This is a genomic window from Skermanella stibiiresistens SB22 (assembly GCF_000576635.1).
In the GTDB taxonomy this organism is placed as follows: Bacteria; Pseudomonadota; Alphaproteobacteria; order Azospirillales; family Azospirillaceae; genus Skermanella; species Skermanella stibiiresistens.
On sequence record NZ_AVFL01000005.1, the window covers coordinates 104,825 to 123,132 of the forward strand.

The following is an 18,308-nucleotide window of genomic DNA, read 5'->3' on the forward strand; positions in this document are numbered from 1 at the left end:
TTCTGCCATCGGATTGAGGTCGAACTTCAATGATCCCCACCGCTCCCATTCCAAACAGCCCCATCCTTGATATTCCGGGGTAACCCGATCAGACTCGTCACAGCCTCGCACCCGCGGGGCGGCCGGATCGAGGAGCTGGAATTCCCCGATCCGACCTAACCATCGATAACCCGGTTTAAGGAACGATATCAATGGCTGAGTCGAGCAATAGCACAACCGGCGCGACCGCGCGCCACTCTTTGTTTTCCGCCGCCGCAGGGGCTTCGGCTCCCGCGGCGGCGGGAACGCCAAGCGCGCCGCGCGGTGCCTTCGGTGCCAGCTTCCTCCTTTCCAAATCCTTCGGCGGGCGTTCGCGCAATCCGGGGCGGGACCTTCGCTTAGGCGGCTGATCCCGACATCGGCGATTTGAACACGCGCGGGGCCATCGGGCCGCGATGGGGAGTGTTTTCGGCGGGCCGCGGCGTGTGGCTTTCCGGAATGCGCCATCCCTTCGCCTGGACGCCCGTGGTCCGCGTTCGACGTTCCAGCAGCGTGAAGGTGGATTTGGAAATGAAGAAGGACATGGATTCCGCGACGGACGGGTCCGGCTCGTCCTCACCCTTGGGGATCGCGCTCAACGTGGTTTCGGCGTTGAAGGAATTGGGCTTGGTGGTCATCGAGACCGAACCGACCGACGCCATGGTGGCGGCTGGCGTGGCGGCCGGCAGGACGAAGCCTGACGGCGGTGCCGAAGCGGCCCGCGCCATTTTCAAGGCCATGCTAAGGGTCGGGGGAAGACCGGCGGAGCTTCCGCGATAGGCAGCGACCCGGTGCCCGGCGCTGCGGTGCGGCATCGCGACGCGGCGTCACGCCGTGGCGATCGTGGGCGGCGATGGGGGCCGGTGGCGGTGGCGGATGTCCCTCGCGCCGGAGCCTTCGTCTTGTCGATTTTCCTGGGGGGGGGGCGGATGAATGCCCAAGTCCACATACTTGATGAAGTTCCGCCGGGAGGGCCGCGGCGGGATTCCGGGCGGGAGCGCCTGATGCTGGGGCTCGCCGTGCGGACACTGGGCAAGCTGCTGGTCATCTGGGGCGCGCTGCTGCCGCTGATCACCCTGCCCTCCACCGCCTTCGGCCCCTATGGCGTCGTGCCGCTGCTGCACATCTCGCTGCGGTCGATGCATGCTTGGATCGGGCCGGTTCAGGTTGGTTATGATGATGTCATTGTCGGCGCGCTGCTGCTGGTGGGCGTCGGGTTGTCGTTCCTGATGCTGCCGAAATCACCGCGGGCTTGAGGGGGTGGGATTCGAATCACCGGTCTCGCGATGGCCGAGACCGGTGATTCGGGTTGCCCACGGGTTCGAGCGGTCTAGACTGAAAGGCGGGCCGCTGGGAATGCCAGTTCTGTTGGACATACTTTAGTATTCATTAAGTTGTATTGGATGGACTCTTATTCGCGTTGGTGAGAATATCCTGATAATCGGATCAGGAGTTTTCCCATGCGCTCGCGGTTACTGGCGGTGCTGTGCGCCGTCGCGGTTTTCTTGCCGTCCCTCGCTTTCGCCCATTCCGGCGGGCTGGATCGGAATGGCTGCCATCACGATCGGAAGAAAGGGACGTATCACTGCCATTGAGGGGAGCGCCCCACTGTGGTGAGGTCGCCATGCACACCTGTTTGGGCCAGTGGCTGCGCAGTGCTGAATGGGCGATCCCATGAAATAGAAAGATGACGTAGGTAACCATCATCGCCCTTGCAACATACGGGAGCATGTCCGCTGGCACGCTGCCGTTCCTGACGCTTTTTTCTTGCGCCACCCTGTGCGATGCTCGAGAAGACCAAGAACCAGGGTGAATTGAAATGAGAATTTCAGTTTTGAAAAGCTGGTTGCCGCACTGCCCCGGTTGGATCCAGACCTTCGTAGCTTTGTGGCTGGCATATATTTCTTACTTAACACTTCCTCAAATTCTTGATGTATACCAAGCCAAGGAAGAGGCCGCAGCCAAAAGGCAAGAGGTCGCGGCTGCTAACGAAAAACTATCTTCCTTCAAGAAGGAGAAGGAGGAAATACTGCTCACGCTTGAAACCAAGATCAAGCAGGCTGAAACATACAAAAAGCACCTTGCGGATTTGACCGTGACCGCAAGGAAAGTTATCGATCAAGCCGACGTTGAGCTGCAACGGCGGATAAAATTGCTGGAGATCGTCAAGGGGCAATCGGCCGGGTCCTTTGATCCGGTAAATGGCATGACCACCGCTGATCTTGACAAGCTCATAGCTCAGGTCAACACCGCCAAGCTCGAGATGCAGGTGACCAAGCAGCATCTATATGGACTTGCCCTCGACTTGGGGATTCCTCTGCCGACGCAGTGACCGCATCCCCAGGGCACGACACTTGGAACCCGCGATCGGGTCTGGTCGACCGCCTTGGGTTTGTGGCGGTGCTCCCTTGGAGGCCGGGATGGGGGGCGTCCCTGGCGTCGCGGGGGTGTGTGGTTTGAATTGGGGGATTGGCGATTTCGCGGGAGGCGTCAGACGGAGTCGCCCGAGTCGAAGCCGCCATCGTCGGGGGTGAAGTCGGGGCCGCCGTCGTCGTAACTGGGGTCGTAGCTGGCGTCGGTGTCGTCGGCGCCATGGTCCACGGGGGCGGCGGGGTCGTCGTCGGGGTAGTAGTTGTTGATCACGGTTTCGCTGATGGCGGGCTGGTCGGGGATGCCGCTCAGGATGCCGTCGGCGTGGTGGCCGAACATGGAACGGATGCCTTCGAACAGCAGGGCGCCGCCCGCGACGCCGGCCGCCGTGGTCGCGGCGGAGCGGAGGAAACTGGGAGCGGCTCCGAATTGGGCCTGGGGTTGGGCCTGGAGTTGGGGTTGCGGCTGGTATCCGCCATACGGGGGCGGGGCATAGTCGGGTCTCGCGTAGCCGCCGGTTTGGGCGCCCGGTTGGTTGGCGGCTTGGCCCCAGGGGCCGGCCGCGCGGTCGCCCAGGAAGCTGGTTCGCGGCTGGGGGCGGGAGTTGGCGGTGGCGAGGCGCGTTTCCAGGTCGGCGATGCGGGACTGCGCCTGATTCAGCGCCATGTCCTGGATCAGCACCGTCTGCACCAGCCGATAGGGCGCATCGGGCTGCGCCGCCAGGGCTTGGCGGATCAGGGCCTCGGCCTCGGGGTCCTTGGGGTCGCCGCCGGTCCTCGCCAAACGATCCAGCAGCGAGGTGATCAGCTCTTTTTCACGCGGTGTCATGGTGAACCCTCCCGAATGGTGTCCGATCAAGACGTGGGCACGCGTCGGGAGGGGTTCACGTTAACAATTTTTCATCGACGGCCGGGTTTTCCGGCGGCGCCGGCCAGCGCCAGCACGGCGATGATGACGCCGCCCTGGATGATCTCCTGCGTGCCGCCGGGCAGGCCGGCGATCTGCATGGTGGTGACGATCAGCACCAGCAGGACGGAGCCGAACAGGGTTCCCAGCGCGGTCGCGGAGCCGCCGAAGATCAGGGTGCCGCCCAGCACCACGGCGCCGACCGATTGCAGCAGGAAGGGGCTTCCCATGTCCAGGAAGGCGCCGCCGGCCCGCGCCGCCAGCAGGGCTCCCGTCAGGCCCGCCGCGGCGCCGCTGGTCAGGAAGGCGATGGCGACGATGCGGGCCGCCGGCAGGCCGGCCAGTTCCGCCGCTCGCTGGTTCTGGCCGACGGCGGACAGCGCCCGGCCGAACACGGTGCGGCGCAGGACGAAGGCGCAGAGCAGGGTCGCCGCCAGGGCGGCCAGGACGATCACCGGGACCCCGGCGACGCGGCCGGTGGCGAACCACGCCAGCGCCGGGCTGACCTGATAAGTCGAGAAGGAACGGTTGGCGAGCAGGGTTCCGGTCGCCAGGACGTAGCCGGTCGCCAGCGTCGCGATCATCGCGGGGATGCGCAGCCACAGCACCAGCGCCGCGTTGACCGCTCCCACCGCCAAGCCGACGGCGGTGACGGCCAGGATTCCGACCGGCAGCAGGGCGTTGGAGCCGTCGATGATGTTGACCGACAGGAAGGCGGTCAGGGTGATGACGCTGGGGATCGACAGGTCGATGTTGCCGCGGCCGGTCGTCACCACGATCATCTGGCCCAGCGCCGGAAACAGCAGGAAGGCGGCGGACGAGACCACGCCCGACATGCTTTGCAGGCTGAGGCGCGAGGTCAGAGCACCCAGCACCAGCCACAGAACGGCGATGCCGATCAGCGACCAGATCCAGCGGCGGGTTTCGACCCAGTGGAGGAAGGAGGATTGTCCGGTGGACCGGTGGGTATTCGGAACGGCTGTCATTCGGCGGACTCCCGGCGTTCCAGCAGGGTGCGGAGGCCGAGGATGGCGACCAGCAACAGGCCTTGGACGGCGGCGTTGTAGTCGGTGCTGACGCCCAGGAAGCTGAGCAGCGAGCCGATCAGCGACAGGGTGACGGCGCCCGCCACCACTCCCGGCGCCGAGATGGTGCCGCCCAGCAGGTGGCAGCCGCCGATCACCACGGCGGCGATGCTCAGCAGGGTGAAGCCGCTGCCGGCGTTGATGTCGCTGGCGGTGGTGATCGCGGTCAGCGCCAGCCCGGCCATCATGGCGAAGACGCCGGCGATGACGTAGCGCAGCATGGTGTGGCGGAGCGCCGACCAGCCGCCTTGCGACAGGGCGGCGGCGTTGTTGCCGAAGCCGCGCAGGACGACGCCCAGGCGGGAGCGGTCGACCAGCAGGCCGCAAACCCCGGCGGCCAGGATCAGCAGGAGCGAGGTCGGCAGGCCGGGGATCTGCCACGCGACCGCCGCCATCAGCCAGTCCGGCGCCATGCCTCCCGGCGCCGATTGCAGCGTGTAGCCGCAGCCGAGCCAGATGAAGCTGGCGCCCAGCGTCACGACGATGGCGGGGATGCGGCGCCGTTCGATCAGCGCGCCGATGATGGCGTAGCCGCCGATCCCGGCCGCCAGCAGGACCACGCCAAGGGCCGGCTGGTCGGTCAGGACGGTGGCGCCAACGACGTTGACCAGACCGGCGAAGGCGCCGATCCCAAGGTCGATCTGGCTGCCGCCGACGACGAACATCTGCGCCAGGGCTATCAGCACCAGCGGCACCGCCGAGCTGAGCAGCAGGTCGATGCCGAACAGGCTGGCCGAGGCGGGGTTGAGCGTCGCCAGGGCGGCGCAGACGGCGGCGAGGCTGATCAGGGGGATGACGCTGGTCAGGCGGTCGGCGGCGCGGTGGGGGGATCGGGGGGGTGCGGCCGGGGCTGCCGGGGTTGGCGTGGCGCTCGTCTTCTCATGCCCGGTCTTCTCGTGGAGGAAGGCGGTGTCGACGATGCTTTCCTCGGAGATTTCGGCGCCGACCAGTTCGCGGACGATGGCTCCCTTGTGGAAGACCAGCACGCGGGTGCATTCCAGAAGCTCGATGTCCTCGGTGCTGTACCAGACCACCACGGCGCCGGCCTCGGCGGTCTGGCGGACGACGCGGTAGAAGTCGTGCTTGGACGCCACGTCGACGCCGCGCGTCGGGTCGTCCAGCAGCAGGATGTCGGACTGGCGCGCCAATGCTCGGGCGACCAGGGCCTTTTGCTGGTTGCCGCCGCTGAGGTGGAGCACGTTGGACGACAGGCGGCCGGGGTCCAGGCGCAGGCGCTCGGCCCAGTGACGTCCGGTCTCGGTTTCCGCCTCGGTCGAGACGATCGAGGCGAGCGGACGGCGCGACAGGGCTCCGATGCTGATGTTGGACAGCACCGTCCATTGCGGGAACACGCCCTCGCGCTGGCGGTCGCCCGAGACGAAGCCGGCGTCGGGGTTGTCCAGGCGGATGCGGTGGAGCTGGGTACGCTGGCCGCTGCCCTCCAAACCGGCGAAGCCGACGATGTCGCCAGCGTGGAGCGTGATGTCGTGCCCCAGCGGCGCGGTGACCGGGCCCGTGATGCGGAGGATCTCGCGGCCGGCTTCGGTTTGGCTGGAGGTGGCGGCGGTGCGGCCGGCCTCTCCCCCCATCAACTCGACCAGGGCGTGGACGGTGAAGGCGTCGGCCCCGCCCTCGCGCGTCACGCGGCCATTCCGCATGACGACGACGCGGGACGCGATCTCCAACACCTCGCGGAGCTTGTGGCTGATGAAGATGAAGGCGATGCCCTTGGCGGTACTTCGGCGGACGAAGTCCTGGAGTTGGGCGGCGCGACCGGCGTCGAGCGAGGAGGTCGGCTCGTCCAGGATCAGCAGCCTCAGGTTCGGGTCGCGGGCGGCCCGGGCGATCTCGACCATCTGGCGCTGACCCAGGGCCAGATCGGACAGGCGGGCGTCGACGTCGATGCCGCTGTCGGGGAACACCGCGTCGATCCCGGCGCGGGCCAGCTTCCGATAGCGCCCCCGCCAGAGCGGGGAGCCCCAAGGGGTTCCTGCCGCGGCGCTGGGGTCCTCCAGGTAGAAGTTCTCGGCCACCGTCAGGTTGACGCAGAGCGACAGTTCCTGGAAGACGATGCGGATGCCGCGGCGGCGGGCCTCGGTCGGGCTCCAGTCGGGGAAGGCGACGGGGGTGCCGCCGAGGGTCAGGGTGCCGCTATCGGGTTCGGTCACGCCGCACAGCACGCGCATCAGCGTGCTCTTGCCGGCGCCATTGGCGCCGATCAGGCCGATCACGGCGCCGGGCGGCACGGCCAGCGAGACGTCGTCGTTGGCGGTGGTCGGGCCGAAGGTCCGGGTGATGTGGTCGAGCGCCACCACGGGAGGGGTGGTGGCGCTGGCCGGGACGGTGTCGGGCTTCTCGCTCAGCGCCGGGTATGCCATGCGACTGCGCGACCTTACTTCGCCGGGGCCTGGAGCAGCGTCTTCTGGACCCAGTCCTGGCTGAAGGACGGGCTGACGATGGTGCCGGGCGGCATCTTCAGGTACTCGTCGAGGTTCTTCTCGTCCACGACGGCGACCGGCATGGTCATCGTCCGGGGCGGCTTGGCGCCCTTCGCCATCTCGTAGGCCAGCCAGAAGGCGGCGCCGCCGATGCCGGGCGTGGTGTTCATGGAGACGGTGGAATAGCCGTCCTTGCGGTTCCGCTCGCTCCACCACTGGATGAAGTTGGAGCTGCCGCCGCCGCTGATGATCGGCATCTTGTCGGCGTAGGCGCCGCCATACTGCTCGAACGCCTGGGCGATGCCGAAGTCGTCTCCCCCGCCCTGCCCCAGCACGGCGTCGACATGCGGCAGGCTGGGCAGCACGTTGGCGACGGCGGACTGGGCGACCGAGGTGGTCGCCTGACCATAGACGGTGGCGACGGTCTTGATGCCGGGGAACTCCTTCAGCGCCTCGGTCTGGCCCTTGTACATGTCGTTGTCGGGGGCGGAGCCCTTGACGCCGCGCACGATGATGATGTTGCCCTTGCCGCCGAGCCGCTTGGCGATCTCGCGCGCCATGTCGCCCTGGTACTGGACGAAGTCGAAGCCCAGCGTGTTGGCGCAGGGGGCCGAGACGATGCTGTCGAACGCCACGACCTTGACGCCGGCCTGGCAGGCCTTCTGGATCGTGCCGTTGAGCGCCGATTCCGACGCCGCGTCGATCGCGATGACATCGACCTTGCGCAGGATCAGATCGGCCATCTGGCTCATCTGCTGGTTGGTCGTGCCGTCGCCGTTGACGATGATGTAGTCCTGGATCTTGCCATCCTGCTTGGCCTGCTTGGCGGCCTCCTCGAAGCTCTCCACCATCTGGTGGCGCCAGGTGTTGCCATAGTAGGAGTTGGACAGCGCTATCACCGGCTTGTCCGGCGAGGCTTGGGCGCCGCCGTGCGGCAGGGATGTGAGCGTCAGGATCGCGGCCGCCGCGATCATCGCGCGGCTCGAACGGGCCAGGGGCTTCTTCATTGCGGTCTCCTCCCACGGGTTGTCGGCACGGCCTTATCGTCACGGGGATCTCCCAGGATATGGACGGCGGCCGTTTATGGAGCGATCATCATACCAGTTTGGCCTGGACGCAAGATGGTTTGTCATCGAATATCCCGCTTGCGGCGGATCGGTGAACTGGTATGATGAGTACATAAGAAGAGGACATCAGGGAGCCGGAACGCACGATGACCGCGCAGCGCATCACCGCGACATACCGCATCGAGACAGCTTACCCGCTTCAGGAAGCGGCCGAAACGATGGCCGGCGAGCAATCGACCGGAACGTTCATCCGGCTGCCCGGCGAAACCGACGAGATGCGCGAGCTTTATGGCGCCCATATCGAGCGGCTGACCGAGCTTGGCGAGGTCGAGGAGCCGTCGCTGCCGGGGGCGGGCGTGCCCAAGGGCTCGGGCGGCAAGCCGGTGTGGCGCCGGGCCGAGGTCGAGCTGTCGTGGTCGCTGGACAATTTCGGGCCGTCGCTGCCCAACCTGGTGGCGACCGTGGCCGGCAACCTGTTCGAGCTGCGGCCGTTCAGCGGGCTGCGGCTGCTGGACATCGGCTTGCCGGAAGCCTTCGCCGCCCGCTATCCCGGCCCGAAGTTCGGCGTCGAGGGCACGCGGCGGCTGTCGGGTGTGGAAGGCCGGCCGCTGATCGGCACCATCATCAAGCCGAGCGTCGGCATGGGCCCGGAGGCGACCGCCGAGGTCGCGCGGGTGCTGTGCGAGGCCGGCATCGACTTCATCAAGGATGACGAGCTCCAGGCCGACGGGGCGCATTGCCCGTTCGAGGCGCGGGCCCGCGCCGTCATGCGGGTGATCGAGGATCAGGCGCAGCGGACCGGCAAGAAGACGATGTTCGCCTTCAACATCACCGGCGATCTGGACGAGATGCGGCGGCGGCACGATCTGGTGCTGGAACTGGGCGGCACCTGCGTCATGGCGAGCCTGAACTCGGTCGGCGTCGTCGGCATGGTCGAGCTGGGGCGCTTCAGTCAGTTGCCGATCCACGCCCACCGCAACGGCTGGGGATACCTGTCGCGGTCGCAGGAGCTGGGCTGGTCCTATGTGGCGTGGCAGAAGATCTGGCGCTTGGCCGGCGCCGACCACATGCATGTCAACGGGCTCCAGAACAAGTTCTGCGAGAGCGACGAGAGTGTCATCGCCTCGGCCAAGGCGTGCCTGACGCCGATGTTCGAGAGCAAGCCCTGCACCGTGATGCCGGTGTTCTCATCGGGCCAGTCGGCGCGGCAGGCCCCTGGAACCTACGCGGCGCTGGGCTCGTCCGACCTGATCTTCGCGGCGGGCGGCGGCATCATGGGCCATCCGGACGGCCCGGCCGCCGGGTTCGCCAGTCTCCGCGAATCGTGGGAAGCGGCGCTGAAGGGCATTCCGCTGGACGAATACGCCCGCGATCACCCGGCGTTGGCGAAGGCCCTGACGGCCTACGCGTCATGATGTCGTCGGAGAGGGGGTTGCCGGAGGGGCTGCTGCTGAGCTTCTACGGCGACGACTACACCGGCTCGTCGGCGGTGATGGAGGTGATGAGCTTCGCCGGGCTGCCGACGGTGCTGTTCCTGGGCGTTCCGACGCCGGAACGGCTGGCGCGGTTCACCGGCTATCGCGGCATCGGCGTCGCGGGTGTCGCGCGGTCGCAGAGCCCGGAGTGGATGGACCGGCACCTGCCGGCGGTCTATCGCACCCTGGCCGGGCTTGGCGCGCCGGTGTCGCACTACAAGGTGTGCTCGACCTTCGATTCGGCGCCGCATGTCGGCTCGATCGGGCGGGCGGCGGAGCTGGCGGCGCCGGTGCTGGGGGGAGAGTGGCACCCGCTGGTCGTGGGCGCCCCCGCCGTCGGGCGCTATCAGGCGTTCGGCAACCTGTTCGCGGTGGCCGCAGATGGCGAGCGCCACCGGCTGGACCGTCATCCCGGCATGTCGCGCCATCCCGTGACCCCGATGAACGAGGCCGACGTCCGCGTCCATCTTGGCCGGCAGACGGATCTGCCGATCGGGCTGGTAGACTACGTCGCCATGAAGCGGGGCGAGGCCGACGCCATGCTGGCGCGCGAGCGGGCGCGGGGTGCGGCGATCGTGGCGCTGGACGTGGTCGACGACGAGACGCTGGCGGAAGCGGGGCGGCTGGTCTGGGAACGGGGCGGCGAGCGCCTGTTCGCGGTCGGCTCCCAAGGGCTGCAATACGCGCTGGTGGCGTGGTGGCGCGCGGCCGGGCTGATCCCGGAGGCGCCCGCGGCCTTCAAGGCCGGGCCGGTCGAGCGGATCGCCTGCGTCTCGGGCTCGTGTTCGGCGGTGACGGCGGGACAGATCGGCTTCGCGCTGGACAACGGCTTCGAGGGCGTTCGGCTGGACGCGGCGATGGCGGTCGATGGCCCGGCATGGGAGCGCGAGCTTGGCCGGGCGGGCGACGCGGCGCTGGCGGCGTTCGGCGAGGGGCGCGACGTGGTGGTGTTCACCGCGACCGGGCCGGACGATCCGGCGGTGGCCTCGATGAGGGCCGCCGTCGAGGCCAGCCGGGTTCCGATCGACGCGGTCAACGACAGGATCGGCGCCGGGCTGGGCCGGCTGCTGGACCGCGTGACGCGGACGGCCGGGCTGACGCGCGGCGTGATCGCGGGGGGCGACACCTCGGGCCACGCGGCCATGACGCTGGGGGTCTACGCGCTGACGGCGCTGGCCCCGATCGCGGCGGGAGCCCCGCTGTGCCGCGCCCATTCCGACGATCCGGCGCACGCAGATCTGGAGATCGCCCTGAAGGGCGGCCAGATGGGTGCGCCCGACTATTTCCGGGCCGCCAAGCGCGGCTCGGTCGATTGACGATAAACGGGAGGAAACCGGGAAAATGACGAAGATCGCGCTGCTTGGGGCCGGGGGCAAGATGGGTGTCCGGCTCGCCACCAACCTTCATACATCAGCTTCGAATGGGAAGTTCACCGTCCAGCACGTCGAGATCTCCGAGGAGGGCCGCAAGCGGCTGAGCGACGCGATCGGCGCCACCTGCGTCGATCAGGAGCAGGCCTTGGCCGAGGCCGACGTCGTGCTGATGGCCGTGCCCGACCGGCTGATCGGCAAGATCGCCCACACCTTCATCGACAAGATCAAGCCCGGCACGGCGATCATCATGCTGGACGCGGCGGCGCCCTATGCCGGCGAGCTGCCGAAGCGGGACGACATCACGTATTTCGTGACGCATCCGTGCCATCCGCCGATCTTCAACGACGAGATCGAGCCCGAGGCCAAGAACGACTTTTTCGGCGGCATCGCGGCCAAGCAGCACATCGTCTGCGCCCTGATGCAGGGACCGGAGGAGCACTATCCCCTGTGCGAGGAGATCGCCCGGACGATCTACAAGCCGGTCATGAACTCGCACCGGGTGACGGTCGAGCAGCTGGCGATCCTGGAGCCGGCCCTGTCCGAGACGGTCGGCGCCACCCTGTCGCTCGCCATGCGCGACGCGGTGGACGAGGCCGAGCGCCGGGGCGTGCCGCGCGCCGCCGCCGTGGACTTCATGCTGGGCCACCTGAACATCGAACTGGCGATCGCCTTCGGCATCTTCCCGCAGGGCCGCTTCTCCGACGGGGCGCTGCACGCGATCGAGCAGGCCAAGCCGGTGATCTTCAAGGAAGGCTGGCTGGAGAGCGTCTTCAATCGGGACAGCGTCCTGAAGTCCGTCAAGGACATCTGCAAGTAACACAAAACAATAAACATGCGATGGGGAGGAGACACATCATGAAGGGCGCGATTTCGTTGTTTTCGGGCTTGGCCCTGCTGGCGCTGGGCGCCCAGGCCGACGCCGCCGACTATGTCATCAAGGCGGGTCACGGCACCCAGACCACGCACCCGACCCATCTGGCGCTGGTCAAGTTCGCGGAACTGATGGACCAGAAGACCAACGGCGCGGTCAAGGTCGAGATCTATCCCGATCGCCAGCTTGGCGAGGAACGGGAAATGGTCGAGGGGCTCCAGTTGGGCTCGGTCGACATGGCGGTGGTCTCGACCGGGCCGCTGCTGGCCTTCGTGCCGCAGATCGGCGTGATCGACCTGCCCTTCGTCTTCAAGGACAGCGCCCACGCCTACAAGGTGCTGGACGGCGAGGTCGGGCAGTCGCTGCTCCAGAAGATGTCGGCCAAGGGTATCGTCGGCATGGCGTGGTGGGAGAACGGCTGGCGTCACCTGACGACCAAGAAGCCGATCCACGAACTGTCCGACATGAAGGGCATGAAGCTGCGAACCATGCAGAACCCGGTCCACATCGCGGCCTTCAAGGAGGTCGGCGCGTCGCCGATCCCGATGGCCTGGGGCGAGGTCTTCACCAGCCTGGGTCAGGGCGTGATCGACGCGCAGGAGAACCCGATCACGATCATCTATTCCAACTCGCTGTGGGAGGTCCAGAAATACGTGACCCTGACCGGCCACGTCTATGGACCGCACGCCGTGATGGTCAGCGAGACGGCCTGGAGCCGCCTGCCCGCCGACATCCAGGGCAAAATGCGGGAAGCGATGACCGAGTCCACCCGGTACCAGCGCGAGCAGTCGCAACGGCTGGAGGCGGAGCAGCTGGTCAAGCTCCAGGAGAAGGGCATGGTGATCGAGAAGGTCGACACCACGCCGTTCCGCACCGCGACGGCCCATATCGCCGAGACCTCGAAGAACATAGATCCCGCGATGCTGAAGGCGATCCGCGCGGCTGGTGAGTGACGGCGGGTAGCCACGCGGGGGAACTCCATGATCGTCATGAAGCTGTGGTACGCGGTTGAGCAGGTGGTCAAGGGTTTCCTGATCCTCCTGGTCACCGCGATGGTGTCGGCCACCCTGGCGCAGGTGTTCTGGCGCTACGTCTTCAACGACCCGCTGATCTGGTCGGAGGAGCTGGCGCGCTACCTGTTCGTCTGGATCGCGTATCTGTCGGCTTGGCTGACGTGGCGGCACCGGGCGCACATAGCGCTGGACGCGGTGACCTATCTGCGCTCGCCGGTGCTGGAGATGTGGTCGGCCAGGATCGTCGAGGTGCTGGTGCTGGGGTTCTGCGCCTGGACCTTCCACGCCAACTTCCGGCTGCTGGGGCTGACGGTCGACCAGCCGTCCGCCGTGCTGGAGCTGCCGATGGTCTACGTCTACGCCGCCTACAACGTCATGACCTTCATGATCTGCGGCGACATCCTGGTCAATTGGCTGATGGGCGCGCTGGCGTCGCGGTCGGTCCGCGTGCCGGCGTGAGGGGAATGGATTGACCATGGCGACCATATTGCTCATCAGCTTCTTCGCGCTGCTGCTGGTCAACGTACCGGTGTCGTTCAGCCTCGCCATCGCCTCGGCGGCGGCGATCCTGTTCGGCGGCATGCCGGCGGGCGTGATCGTGCAGAAGATGACGGCGGCGATCGACAGCTTCGTGCTGCTGGCGGTGCCGTTCTTCCTGCTGTCCGGCCATCTGATGGCCCGCAGCGGCATCGCCCGCGACATCATCGAGTTCGCGGATTCGGTGGTCGGCTGGCTGCGCGGCGGGCTGGCCCAGGCCAACATCGCGGCCGGCACGCTGATGGGCGGCATGACCGGCTCGGCGGTTGCGGAGGCGGCCTCGACCGGCGGCGCGCTGATCCCGCCGATGCTGGAACGGGGCTACGACCGGCCCTTCACGGCGGCGGTGACGGCCAGCGCCTCCACCCTGTCCGTCGTGATCCCGCCGTCGATCCCGATGATCATCTTCGGCGTGGTGACCGGCGTCTCGGTGTCGGACCTGTTCATCGGCGGCATCATTCCGGGCATCCTGATGGCCATCGCCTTGATGGTGACGTCGTGGGTGCTGGCGGTCCGGCGCGGTTATCAGAAGGGCCCGATGCCGACGCTGGGCAGCATCGCCAAGGCGACGCGGGCCAGCGTCTGGGGTTTGCTGATGCCGCTGGTGATCATCGGCAGCATCCGCTACGGCATAGCGACGCCGACCGAGGCGTCGGTGGTGGCGGTGGTCTACGGGCTGGCGGTCGGCATGCTGGTCTACCGAACCATCACGTGGCGCGACATGCCGGGCATCGTGCTGGAAGCCATGGTGACGACCGGCATGGTCATGCTGATGATCGCGACCGCCTCGCTCTATGGCCTGATCGTGACCCGCGAGCAGCTGCCGCAGGCGGCGGCGCAACTGATCCTGAACCTGACGACCGATCCGTACATGGTGCTGATCCTGTTCCTGGGCGTCTACCTGCTGGCCGGGATGCTGCTGGACCTGGGCGCCAACATCATCATCCTGGTCCCCGTGCTGTGGCCGGTGACCCAGAAGCTGGGCATCGACCCGGTGCAGTTCGGCATCGTCACCATCGTCGGGCTCGCCATCGGCCTGATCACCCCGCCGGTCGGCGCCAGCCTGTTCGTGACCTGCGGCATCGCCAAGGCCAACCTGATCGAGGGCAGCAGGGCGGCCGCCCCTTTCATCCTCGCGCTGATCGCCGTGGTGGTGCTGATCATCTTCGTGCCGGGAATCGCCACGTGGCTGCCGTATAGTGCCAAGGGGTGATGGGGAGTGGTGGTGGAGCGATGCGGGAAATTTCCTTGGAGGAAGCGCAGGCCACACTGTCGGCGATGATCGACGACGCCGTCCAGGGGCGGCCGTCGATCATCACGCGGCACGGCGAGCCCCAGGTGGTGGTCCTCGGTTTCACGGAGTGGGAACGCCTGTCGGGTGTTCCCTCCTTCGGTCGGCTGTTGCTGTCCGCTCCGCTCGAACCGGAGGATTTGCCGGAACGGAACCCGGGGGCGTTCCGCCCGATGGATGTCTAGGCCCCAGTCTTTTCGAGGGTCCGTTCGTCGATCTCAGCGTTCCCGGTCTGCTGGCGGGGCTGTTTGGAACCAAGGCTTTCATGCACCGCCAGCGCGCCGCCCGAGCGGTGCCGCGACCTCTCCCGCCAAGGCGGAGGCGGCACGCTCGAATGGCCGCAAGGGTGGGCGTCCGAGCAAGACAACCGCGCGGCAGGCCGTTGGGACTTGAACCTGATATGGGGAGACGGCTTTTTCCAAGGAAAAAGATCTCCCTGCGGCATCATAGTGTCGCGTCATCGGATCCTAAAAGCATGATAGTGTCGTTCCCAAGAACAAAGCACCTTGGGGAGTGATGGAATGACGGCACAGGCGGCACTGGACCAGGAAGCGGCTTTCGGGCTCCACGCGTGGCAGCGGGACTACGCGCTCAGGACGCTGGAAGTCTATGTGTCCGAGGTGGAGAACCGGGTCTTCACCGCGTTCGAGCAGGCGGGCGAGATTGGAAATCAGTTCGCGGAGGACGGCGAGTCGGTGCCGCCGGCGAGGCAAGCCGGCATCGATCAGTGGTACGAGGAGGACGAGCACAGGAAGGACTTGGCGTTCGCCAAGGACCGCATCATCGAGATGGCGGTGGCAGGCCTGTATCACCTGTGGGAACGGCGAGCCGTCCACATGCTCCGGCTGCATGAGCTGTCGCGGTCGAAATCCGACGATGGCAAGCGGAAGGCCGCGGAGTTGAGCCTGAACGACTTCGGGGAGATCAGGGCCCAGTTCGAAAGACTGGGATGGGACCTGGAGATCCAGCCCTTCTACAAGAAGCTGAACAAGCTTCGGCTGGTGACGAACGCCGTCAAGCATGGCCCCGGTCCCGCGATGACCAAGCTGTGGCGCAAGTGCCCGACCCTGTTCTGGCCCTATAATGAACCCGGCCACCCGATCCCCGCCGACCTTCCGGCCGAGCCCTCATCGGCCAACACGCTGGATCTCACCGCCGACCACTTCCGGGACTACGCCCGCGCGGTGGAAGCCTTCTGGAAGGCGGTGCCGATCATCGATCGGGAGTGAGGCGAGGCTACCGAACGCCGTTCCTCATCCGCTCCCGACCCGGGCGGCGTTCGGGAAACGTCCGAAACAGCCGCTGATCAGGCGACCGCATGACGGTGTCATCATCTCGTCGGTCATCGTGGCCACCTTGGGTCCAGGATAGTTGTGGTGACCAGCCCCGGGAAACACGCAAGCGGCGGTCAGATCACGTTCGCGCCGATGGAACTTGACCCCAACGCCTGTTCCACCGATGCCGATTCGGTCCGCCGCGCCTGACCCGTCGGGCACAGGTCGAGCAGGACGCAGCGGTGGCAGGCGGGGTTGCGGAAGAAGCAGCAGCGCTGGCCATGGAGCATCATGACCTCGTGGTTGTCGTAGATCCGCTGGGCGTCCCAATCCTCCGGCAATTGGGCCGACAGCACGGCATGGGAGGGGCCGACCGCCAAGTTCGCCGGGATCATGCCGGTGCGGACCGCGACCCGGTGATGGTGGCTGTCGACCGGCAGCGCCGGGCGGCGGAGCGTGCTGAAGCTGAGCACGGCGGCGCTGGTCTTGGGTCCGACTCCCGTCAAGCCTTCCAGCCAAGCGCGGGCTTCCGGGACCGGCAGATCGGCCAGGAAGTCCAGGGAAAGCTCGCCGCGCCGTTCCGTGACACCGCGCAGGATCGCCTGGATGCGGGGAGCCTTCTGTTCCGGCCATGTCACGCCGGCGATGGTGGCCTGAATATCGGCGGTCGGCGCGTCGCGCACGGCGGCCCAGTCGGGATAGGCCGCGCGCAACGCCTTGAAGGCCCGCCCCGAGTCGGCGTTGCGCGTCCTGTGGGATAGCAGGGACGACACCAGTTCGCTGAGCGGGTCCAGCGTGTGGAAATAGGCCACCGGACATTCATAGGCGACGCAGAGCCTTTGGTGGATCTCCAGCACCTTCTCAATCAACCCGTCCGTATTCTCGGACATCTCGGCAACCTCCTGTCGCGGACAAGGTCACTTAGTTCGAGGGATTGGCGGGAAAAGCCGGGTTGTTAGAAAAGGCCGTGGAGCAGCGTTCGGCGCGACCGGCGAACCGTCACCACCAAACCTGCGGCGCGGCGTTGGATGTCCTGGCAGCGGAAGGGTTCCGCCACCCTGTCAGGCTCGCCGAAGGCACCGCCGGTCACCGACTCGAAGAAGCCAATCAGGTCGGTATCGGCATCGAACCGGAACAGCCAGCTCTCGCGGTCCAACAGATCCAGCCAAAGCTCTATCCGCCGTTGCAGGCCCATGATTTCCGCCCGCAAGCGGACACCCTCCACACCCAGGTCAAAGGCCGGCGTCATCCAGAGGCCCACGCCAGCGACCGCCAATCGCTCGATATCCCGGCACAGGTCATCGGTGCGGGCCGACAGGTCGTGGCTCCGCAGGCCGACGCGGTTCAGCGCCGTGTTGGCCAGCGCCGTCAGCATCGCTCCCCCCAGCGCGCCGCCCAGCAGACTGCCAAGGAATGCCTTGTCCTCCCACATGGATCAGCCCCCGAGCCCAGTTTGCGAATGGAACGCCACGTTTAAATGTTCGTGGTTTGTTCACTATAACCGTGCAGGCGTCCAGAACCAAGAGTGGGTTGATGGCGAAAAGGATTTTATTCCGACTCAGGACTCACAGGCGACAGTCCGAGGATGTAACGCTCGATCGCCATCTTGGTGTGTCGATACCCCTCATCGGCTTCGATGATCAATCGATGTTCCAGATCAACCCTGGAAAATCCCAGGGTTGGGAGGGTGCCGAAGACCTCTTCGAGCCATGCCATGGAATAGGATGGACCGCCTATCCTGACCACCACGTGGCCGCCCCCGCGCAAGGCCGGCACCAGCAGGTCGTCGCGGAACGCCTCCGCGCTATGGGGTCCATCGGAACGGCAGCGGCCACCCGTGACCAGCGAGAAGTCTCGGCCGATGTCGATCACCGTCATCGCATCCTCCGGCATGGCGGAGTCCGGTCCGCCAGGGATCGGCCCGCGCCAGTGAGGTTAGCGAAAATCCCGCCGATCTTCGAGTACAGTTTATCGAGACGGTCCGCTAAGCGCCGTGGGCCGTCACGAAGTCGAAAGGCCGCAACTCCACTTGCGAACGCGATACTTGGGATGGGCGTCCGCCCATTGCACCGCCAAACGCTGACCTTCGAACATGCAGGAGTGCATGCTCATCTGGTTCGACGCGAAAGGCGGCCATTCCTTGTGGCATTGTGTCGGATCGGCGGCGAGGCAGACGAGCAAAACCAATTCGATCATTCGAACCCTCCGTCGGACCCACCGCCATCGACCGAGGCACCGATCCCATGCGCCAGAGCGCACGCGCCGATCCGGGGACAAGGGGTGAAGCCGTTGATGAACCCACCACAGGAAACTATGGGCGTTTCCGCGGTTTGACAGTGGGCAAACCGGCGGCGTTATCGTCGGCACCTGTATTGAACAATCCTGTCCAACCCAAAGTCGTCATGTTGCGGTGCAATAAAAGATTGTTGTGGACCAAAGCTCATAACGTGATAAATTTGCTAAAATTTAGTTGCGCGTGCGCTTTAGTGTAGAAGTCGGCACCGGCAAGCTATCAATAGATCATAAGCCCCATCACCTGTTACACGCTCCGACAACCCTTTAGAGTCAATTCACTAGATGCCTTCTAAAG

General features: G+C 66.3%; 20 protein-coding genes. 11 read left to right on the top strand and 9 right to left on the bottom strand.

What is annotated here, in order from left to right; genetic code table 11:
* Window positions 1–377: 377 nt before the first annotated feature.
* Complete coding sequence (locus tag N825_RS08615) at window positions 378–758, bottom strand: hypothetical protein (RefSeq protein ID WP_037449787.1); 381 nt, start codon at window positions 756–758, stop codon at window positions 378–380.
* Between the two features lie 264 nt (window positions 759–1,022).
* Here N825_RS08615 and N825_RS08620 point away from each other — a divergent pair, with 264 nt between their 5' ends.
* The 3 genes from N825_RS08620 to N825_RS08625 all read left to right on the top strand — a co-directional run bounded on the left by N825_RS08620 (window position 1,023) and on the right by N825_RS08625 (window position 2,350).
* Window positions 1,023–1,274 (top strand): hypothetical protein, encoded by a 252-nt coding sequence (locus N825_RS08620; RefSeq protein ID WP_037449790.1) that lies wholly within the window; start codon window positions 1,023–1,025, stop codon window positions 1,272–1,274.
* A gap of 204 nt (window positions 1,275–1,478) precedes the next feature.
* Window positions 1,479–1,613 (top strand): YHYH domain-containing protein, encoded by a 135-nt coding sequence (locus tag N825_RS40910; protein WP_157619059.1) that lies wholly within the window; start codon window positions 1,479–1,481, stop codon window positions 1,611–1,613.
* Window positions 1,614–1,837: 224 nt separating this feature from the next.
* Complete coding sequence (locus N825_RS08625; RefSeq protein WP_157619060.1) at window positions 1,838–2,350, top strand: hypothetical protein; 513 nt, start codon at window positions 1,838–1,840, stop codon at window positions 2,348–2,350.
* Between the two features lie 158 nt (window positions 2,351–2,508).
* Here the strand turns inward: N825_RS08625 and N825_RS08630 are convergent, their stop codons facing one another.
* The 4 genes from N825_RS08630 to N825_RS08645 form a co-directional block, all read right to left on the bottom strand.
* A complete protein-coding gene (locus tag N825_RS08630; RefSeq protein ID WP_037449796.1) occupies window positions 2,509–3,216 on the bottom strand; it encodes a DUF2076 domain-containing protein in 708 nt (235 codons plus the stop codon).
* 71 nt (window positions 3,217–3,287) lie between these two features.
* Window positions 3,288–4,280: an ABC transporter permease gene (locus N825_RS08635; RefSeq protein WP_051511744.1), complete on the bottom strand. Its 993-nt coding sequence runs from the start codon at window positions 4,278–4,280 to the stop codon at window positions 3,288–3,290.
* Window positions 4,277–6,757 carry an ATP-binding cassette domain-containing protein gene (locus tag N825_RS08640; protein ID WP_037449799.1) on the bottom strand — a complete coding sequence of 827 codons (2,481 nt, stop codon included), beginning with the start codon at window positions 6,755–6,757 and terminating at the stop codon, window positions 4,277–4,279. The genes N825_RS08635 and N825_RS08640 overlap by 4 nt, the downstream gene beginning before the upstream one ends.
* A 14-nt stretch (window positions 6,758–6,771) precedes the next feature.
* On the bottom strand, window positions 6,772–7,824 hold the full coding sequence (locus N825_RS08645; RefSeq protein WP_037449802.1) for an ABC transporter substrate-binding protein: 1,053 nt from the start codon (window positions 7,822–7,824) through the stop codon (window positions 6,772–6,774).
* 206 nt (window positions 7,825–8,030) lie between these two features.
* On the opposite strand from N825_RS08645, the gene N825_RS08650 reads away from it, so the two are divergent.
* The 8 genes from N825_RS08650 to N825_RS08685 all read left to right on the top strand — a co-directional run bounded on the left by N825_RS08650 (window position 8,031) and on the right by N825_RS08685 (window position 15,673).
* Window positions 8,031–9,299, top strand: coding sequence for a ribulose-bisphosphate carboxylase large subunit family protein (locus tag N825_RS08650; RefSeq protein ID WP_037449805.1), 1,269 nt, complete (start codon window positions 8,031–8,033; stop codon window positions 9,297–9,299).
* Window positions 9,296–10,675 carry a four-carbon acid sugar kinase family protein gene (locus tag N825_RS08655; protein WP_245613055.1) on the top strand — a complete coding sequence of 460 codons (1,380 nt, stop codon included), beginning with the start codon at window positions 9,296–9,298 and terminating at the stop codon, window positions 10,673–10,675. The genes N825_RS08650 and N825_RS08655 overlap by 4 nt, the downstream gene beginning before the upstream one ends.
* Before the next feature lie 25 nt (window positions 10,676–10,700).
* Window positions 10,701–11,549: a phosphogluconate dehydrogenase C-terminal domain-containing protein gene (locus N825_RS08660; RefSeq protein ID WP_037449807.1), complete on the top strand. Its 849-nt coding sequence runs from the start codon at window positions 10,701–10,703 to the stop codon at window positions 11,547–11,549.
* Window positions 11,550–11,587: 38 nt separating this feature from the next.
* Window positions 11,588–12,556 carry a TRAP transporter substrate-binding protein gene (locus tag N825_RS08665; protein ID WP_037449810.1) on the top strand — a complete coding sequence of 323 codons (969 nt, stop codon included), beginning with the start codon at window positions 11,588–11,590 and terminating at the stop codon, window positions 12,554–12,556.
* A gap of 27 nt (window positions 12,557–12,583) precedes the next feature.
* Complete coding sequence (locus tag N825_RS08670; RefSeq protein ID WP_198038236.1) at window positions 12,584–13,075, top strand: TRAP transporter small permease; 492 nt, start codon at window positions 12,584–12,586, stop codon at window positions 13,073–13,075.
* Between the two features lie 16 nt (window positions 13,076–13,091).
* Complete coding sequence (locus tag N825_RS08675) at window positions 13,092–14,366, top strand: TRAP transporter large permease (RefSeq protein ID WP_037450234.1); 1,275 nt, start codon at window positions 13,092–13,094, stop codon at window positions 14,364–14,366.
* 20 nt (window positions 14,367–14,386) lie between these two features.
* Window positions 14,387–14,629, top strand: coding sequence for a type II toxin-antitoxin system Phd/YefM family antitoxin (locus N825_RS08680; protein ID WP_037449813.1), 243 nt, complete (start codon window positions 14,387–14,389; stop codon window positions 14,627–14,629).
* A 336-nt stretch (window positions 14,630–14,965) separates the two neighbouring features.
* Window positions 14,966–15,673: a hypothetical protein gene (locus N825_RS08685; RefSeq protein ID WP_037449816.1), complete on the top strand. Its 708-nt coding sequence runs from the start codon at window positions 14,966–14,968 to the stop codon at window positions 15,671–15,673.
* A gap of 179 nt (window positions 15,674–15,852) precedes the next feature.
* On the opposite strand, the gene N825_RS08690 is transcribed toward N825_RS08685, so the two are convergent.
* The 4 genes from N825_RS08690 to N825_RS08705 all read right to left on the bottom strand — a co-directional run bounded on the left by N825_RS08690 (window position 15,853) and on the right by N825_RS08705 (window position 17,914).
* The gene (locus tag N825_RS08690) at window positions 15,853–16,608 is read right to left on the bottom strand and encodes an endonuclease III domain-containing protein (RefSeq protein ID WP_037449819.1); all 756 of its coding nucleotides are present in this window, start codon (window positions 16,606–16,608) and stop codon (window positions 15,853–15,855) included.
* 65 nt (window positions 16,609–16,673) lie between these two features.
* Window positions 16,674–17,150 carry a hypothetical protein gene (locus N825_RS08695; protein ID WP_037449821.1) on the bottom strand — a complete coding sequence of 159 codons (477 nt, stop codon included), beginning with the start codon at window positions 17,148–17,150 and terminating at the stop codon, window positions 16,674–16,676.
* A 116-nt stretch (window positions 17,151–17,266) separates the two neighbouring features.
* Entirely contained in the window at window positions 17,267–17,596 is a 330-nt protein-coding gene (locus N825_RS36310; RefSeq protein ID WP_063833714.1) for a hypothetical protein, read from the bottom strand.
* A gap of 123 nt (window positions 17,597–17,719) precedes the next feature.
* Window positions 17,720–17,914 (bottom strand): hypothetical protein, encoded by a 195-nt coding sequence (locus N825_RS08705; RefSeq protein ID WP_037449825.1) that lies wholly within the window; start codon window positions 17,912–17,914, stop codon window positions 17,720–17,722.
* Between the last annotated feature and the right edge of the window lie 394 nt (window positions 17,915–18,308).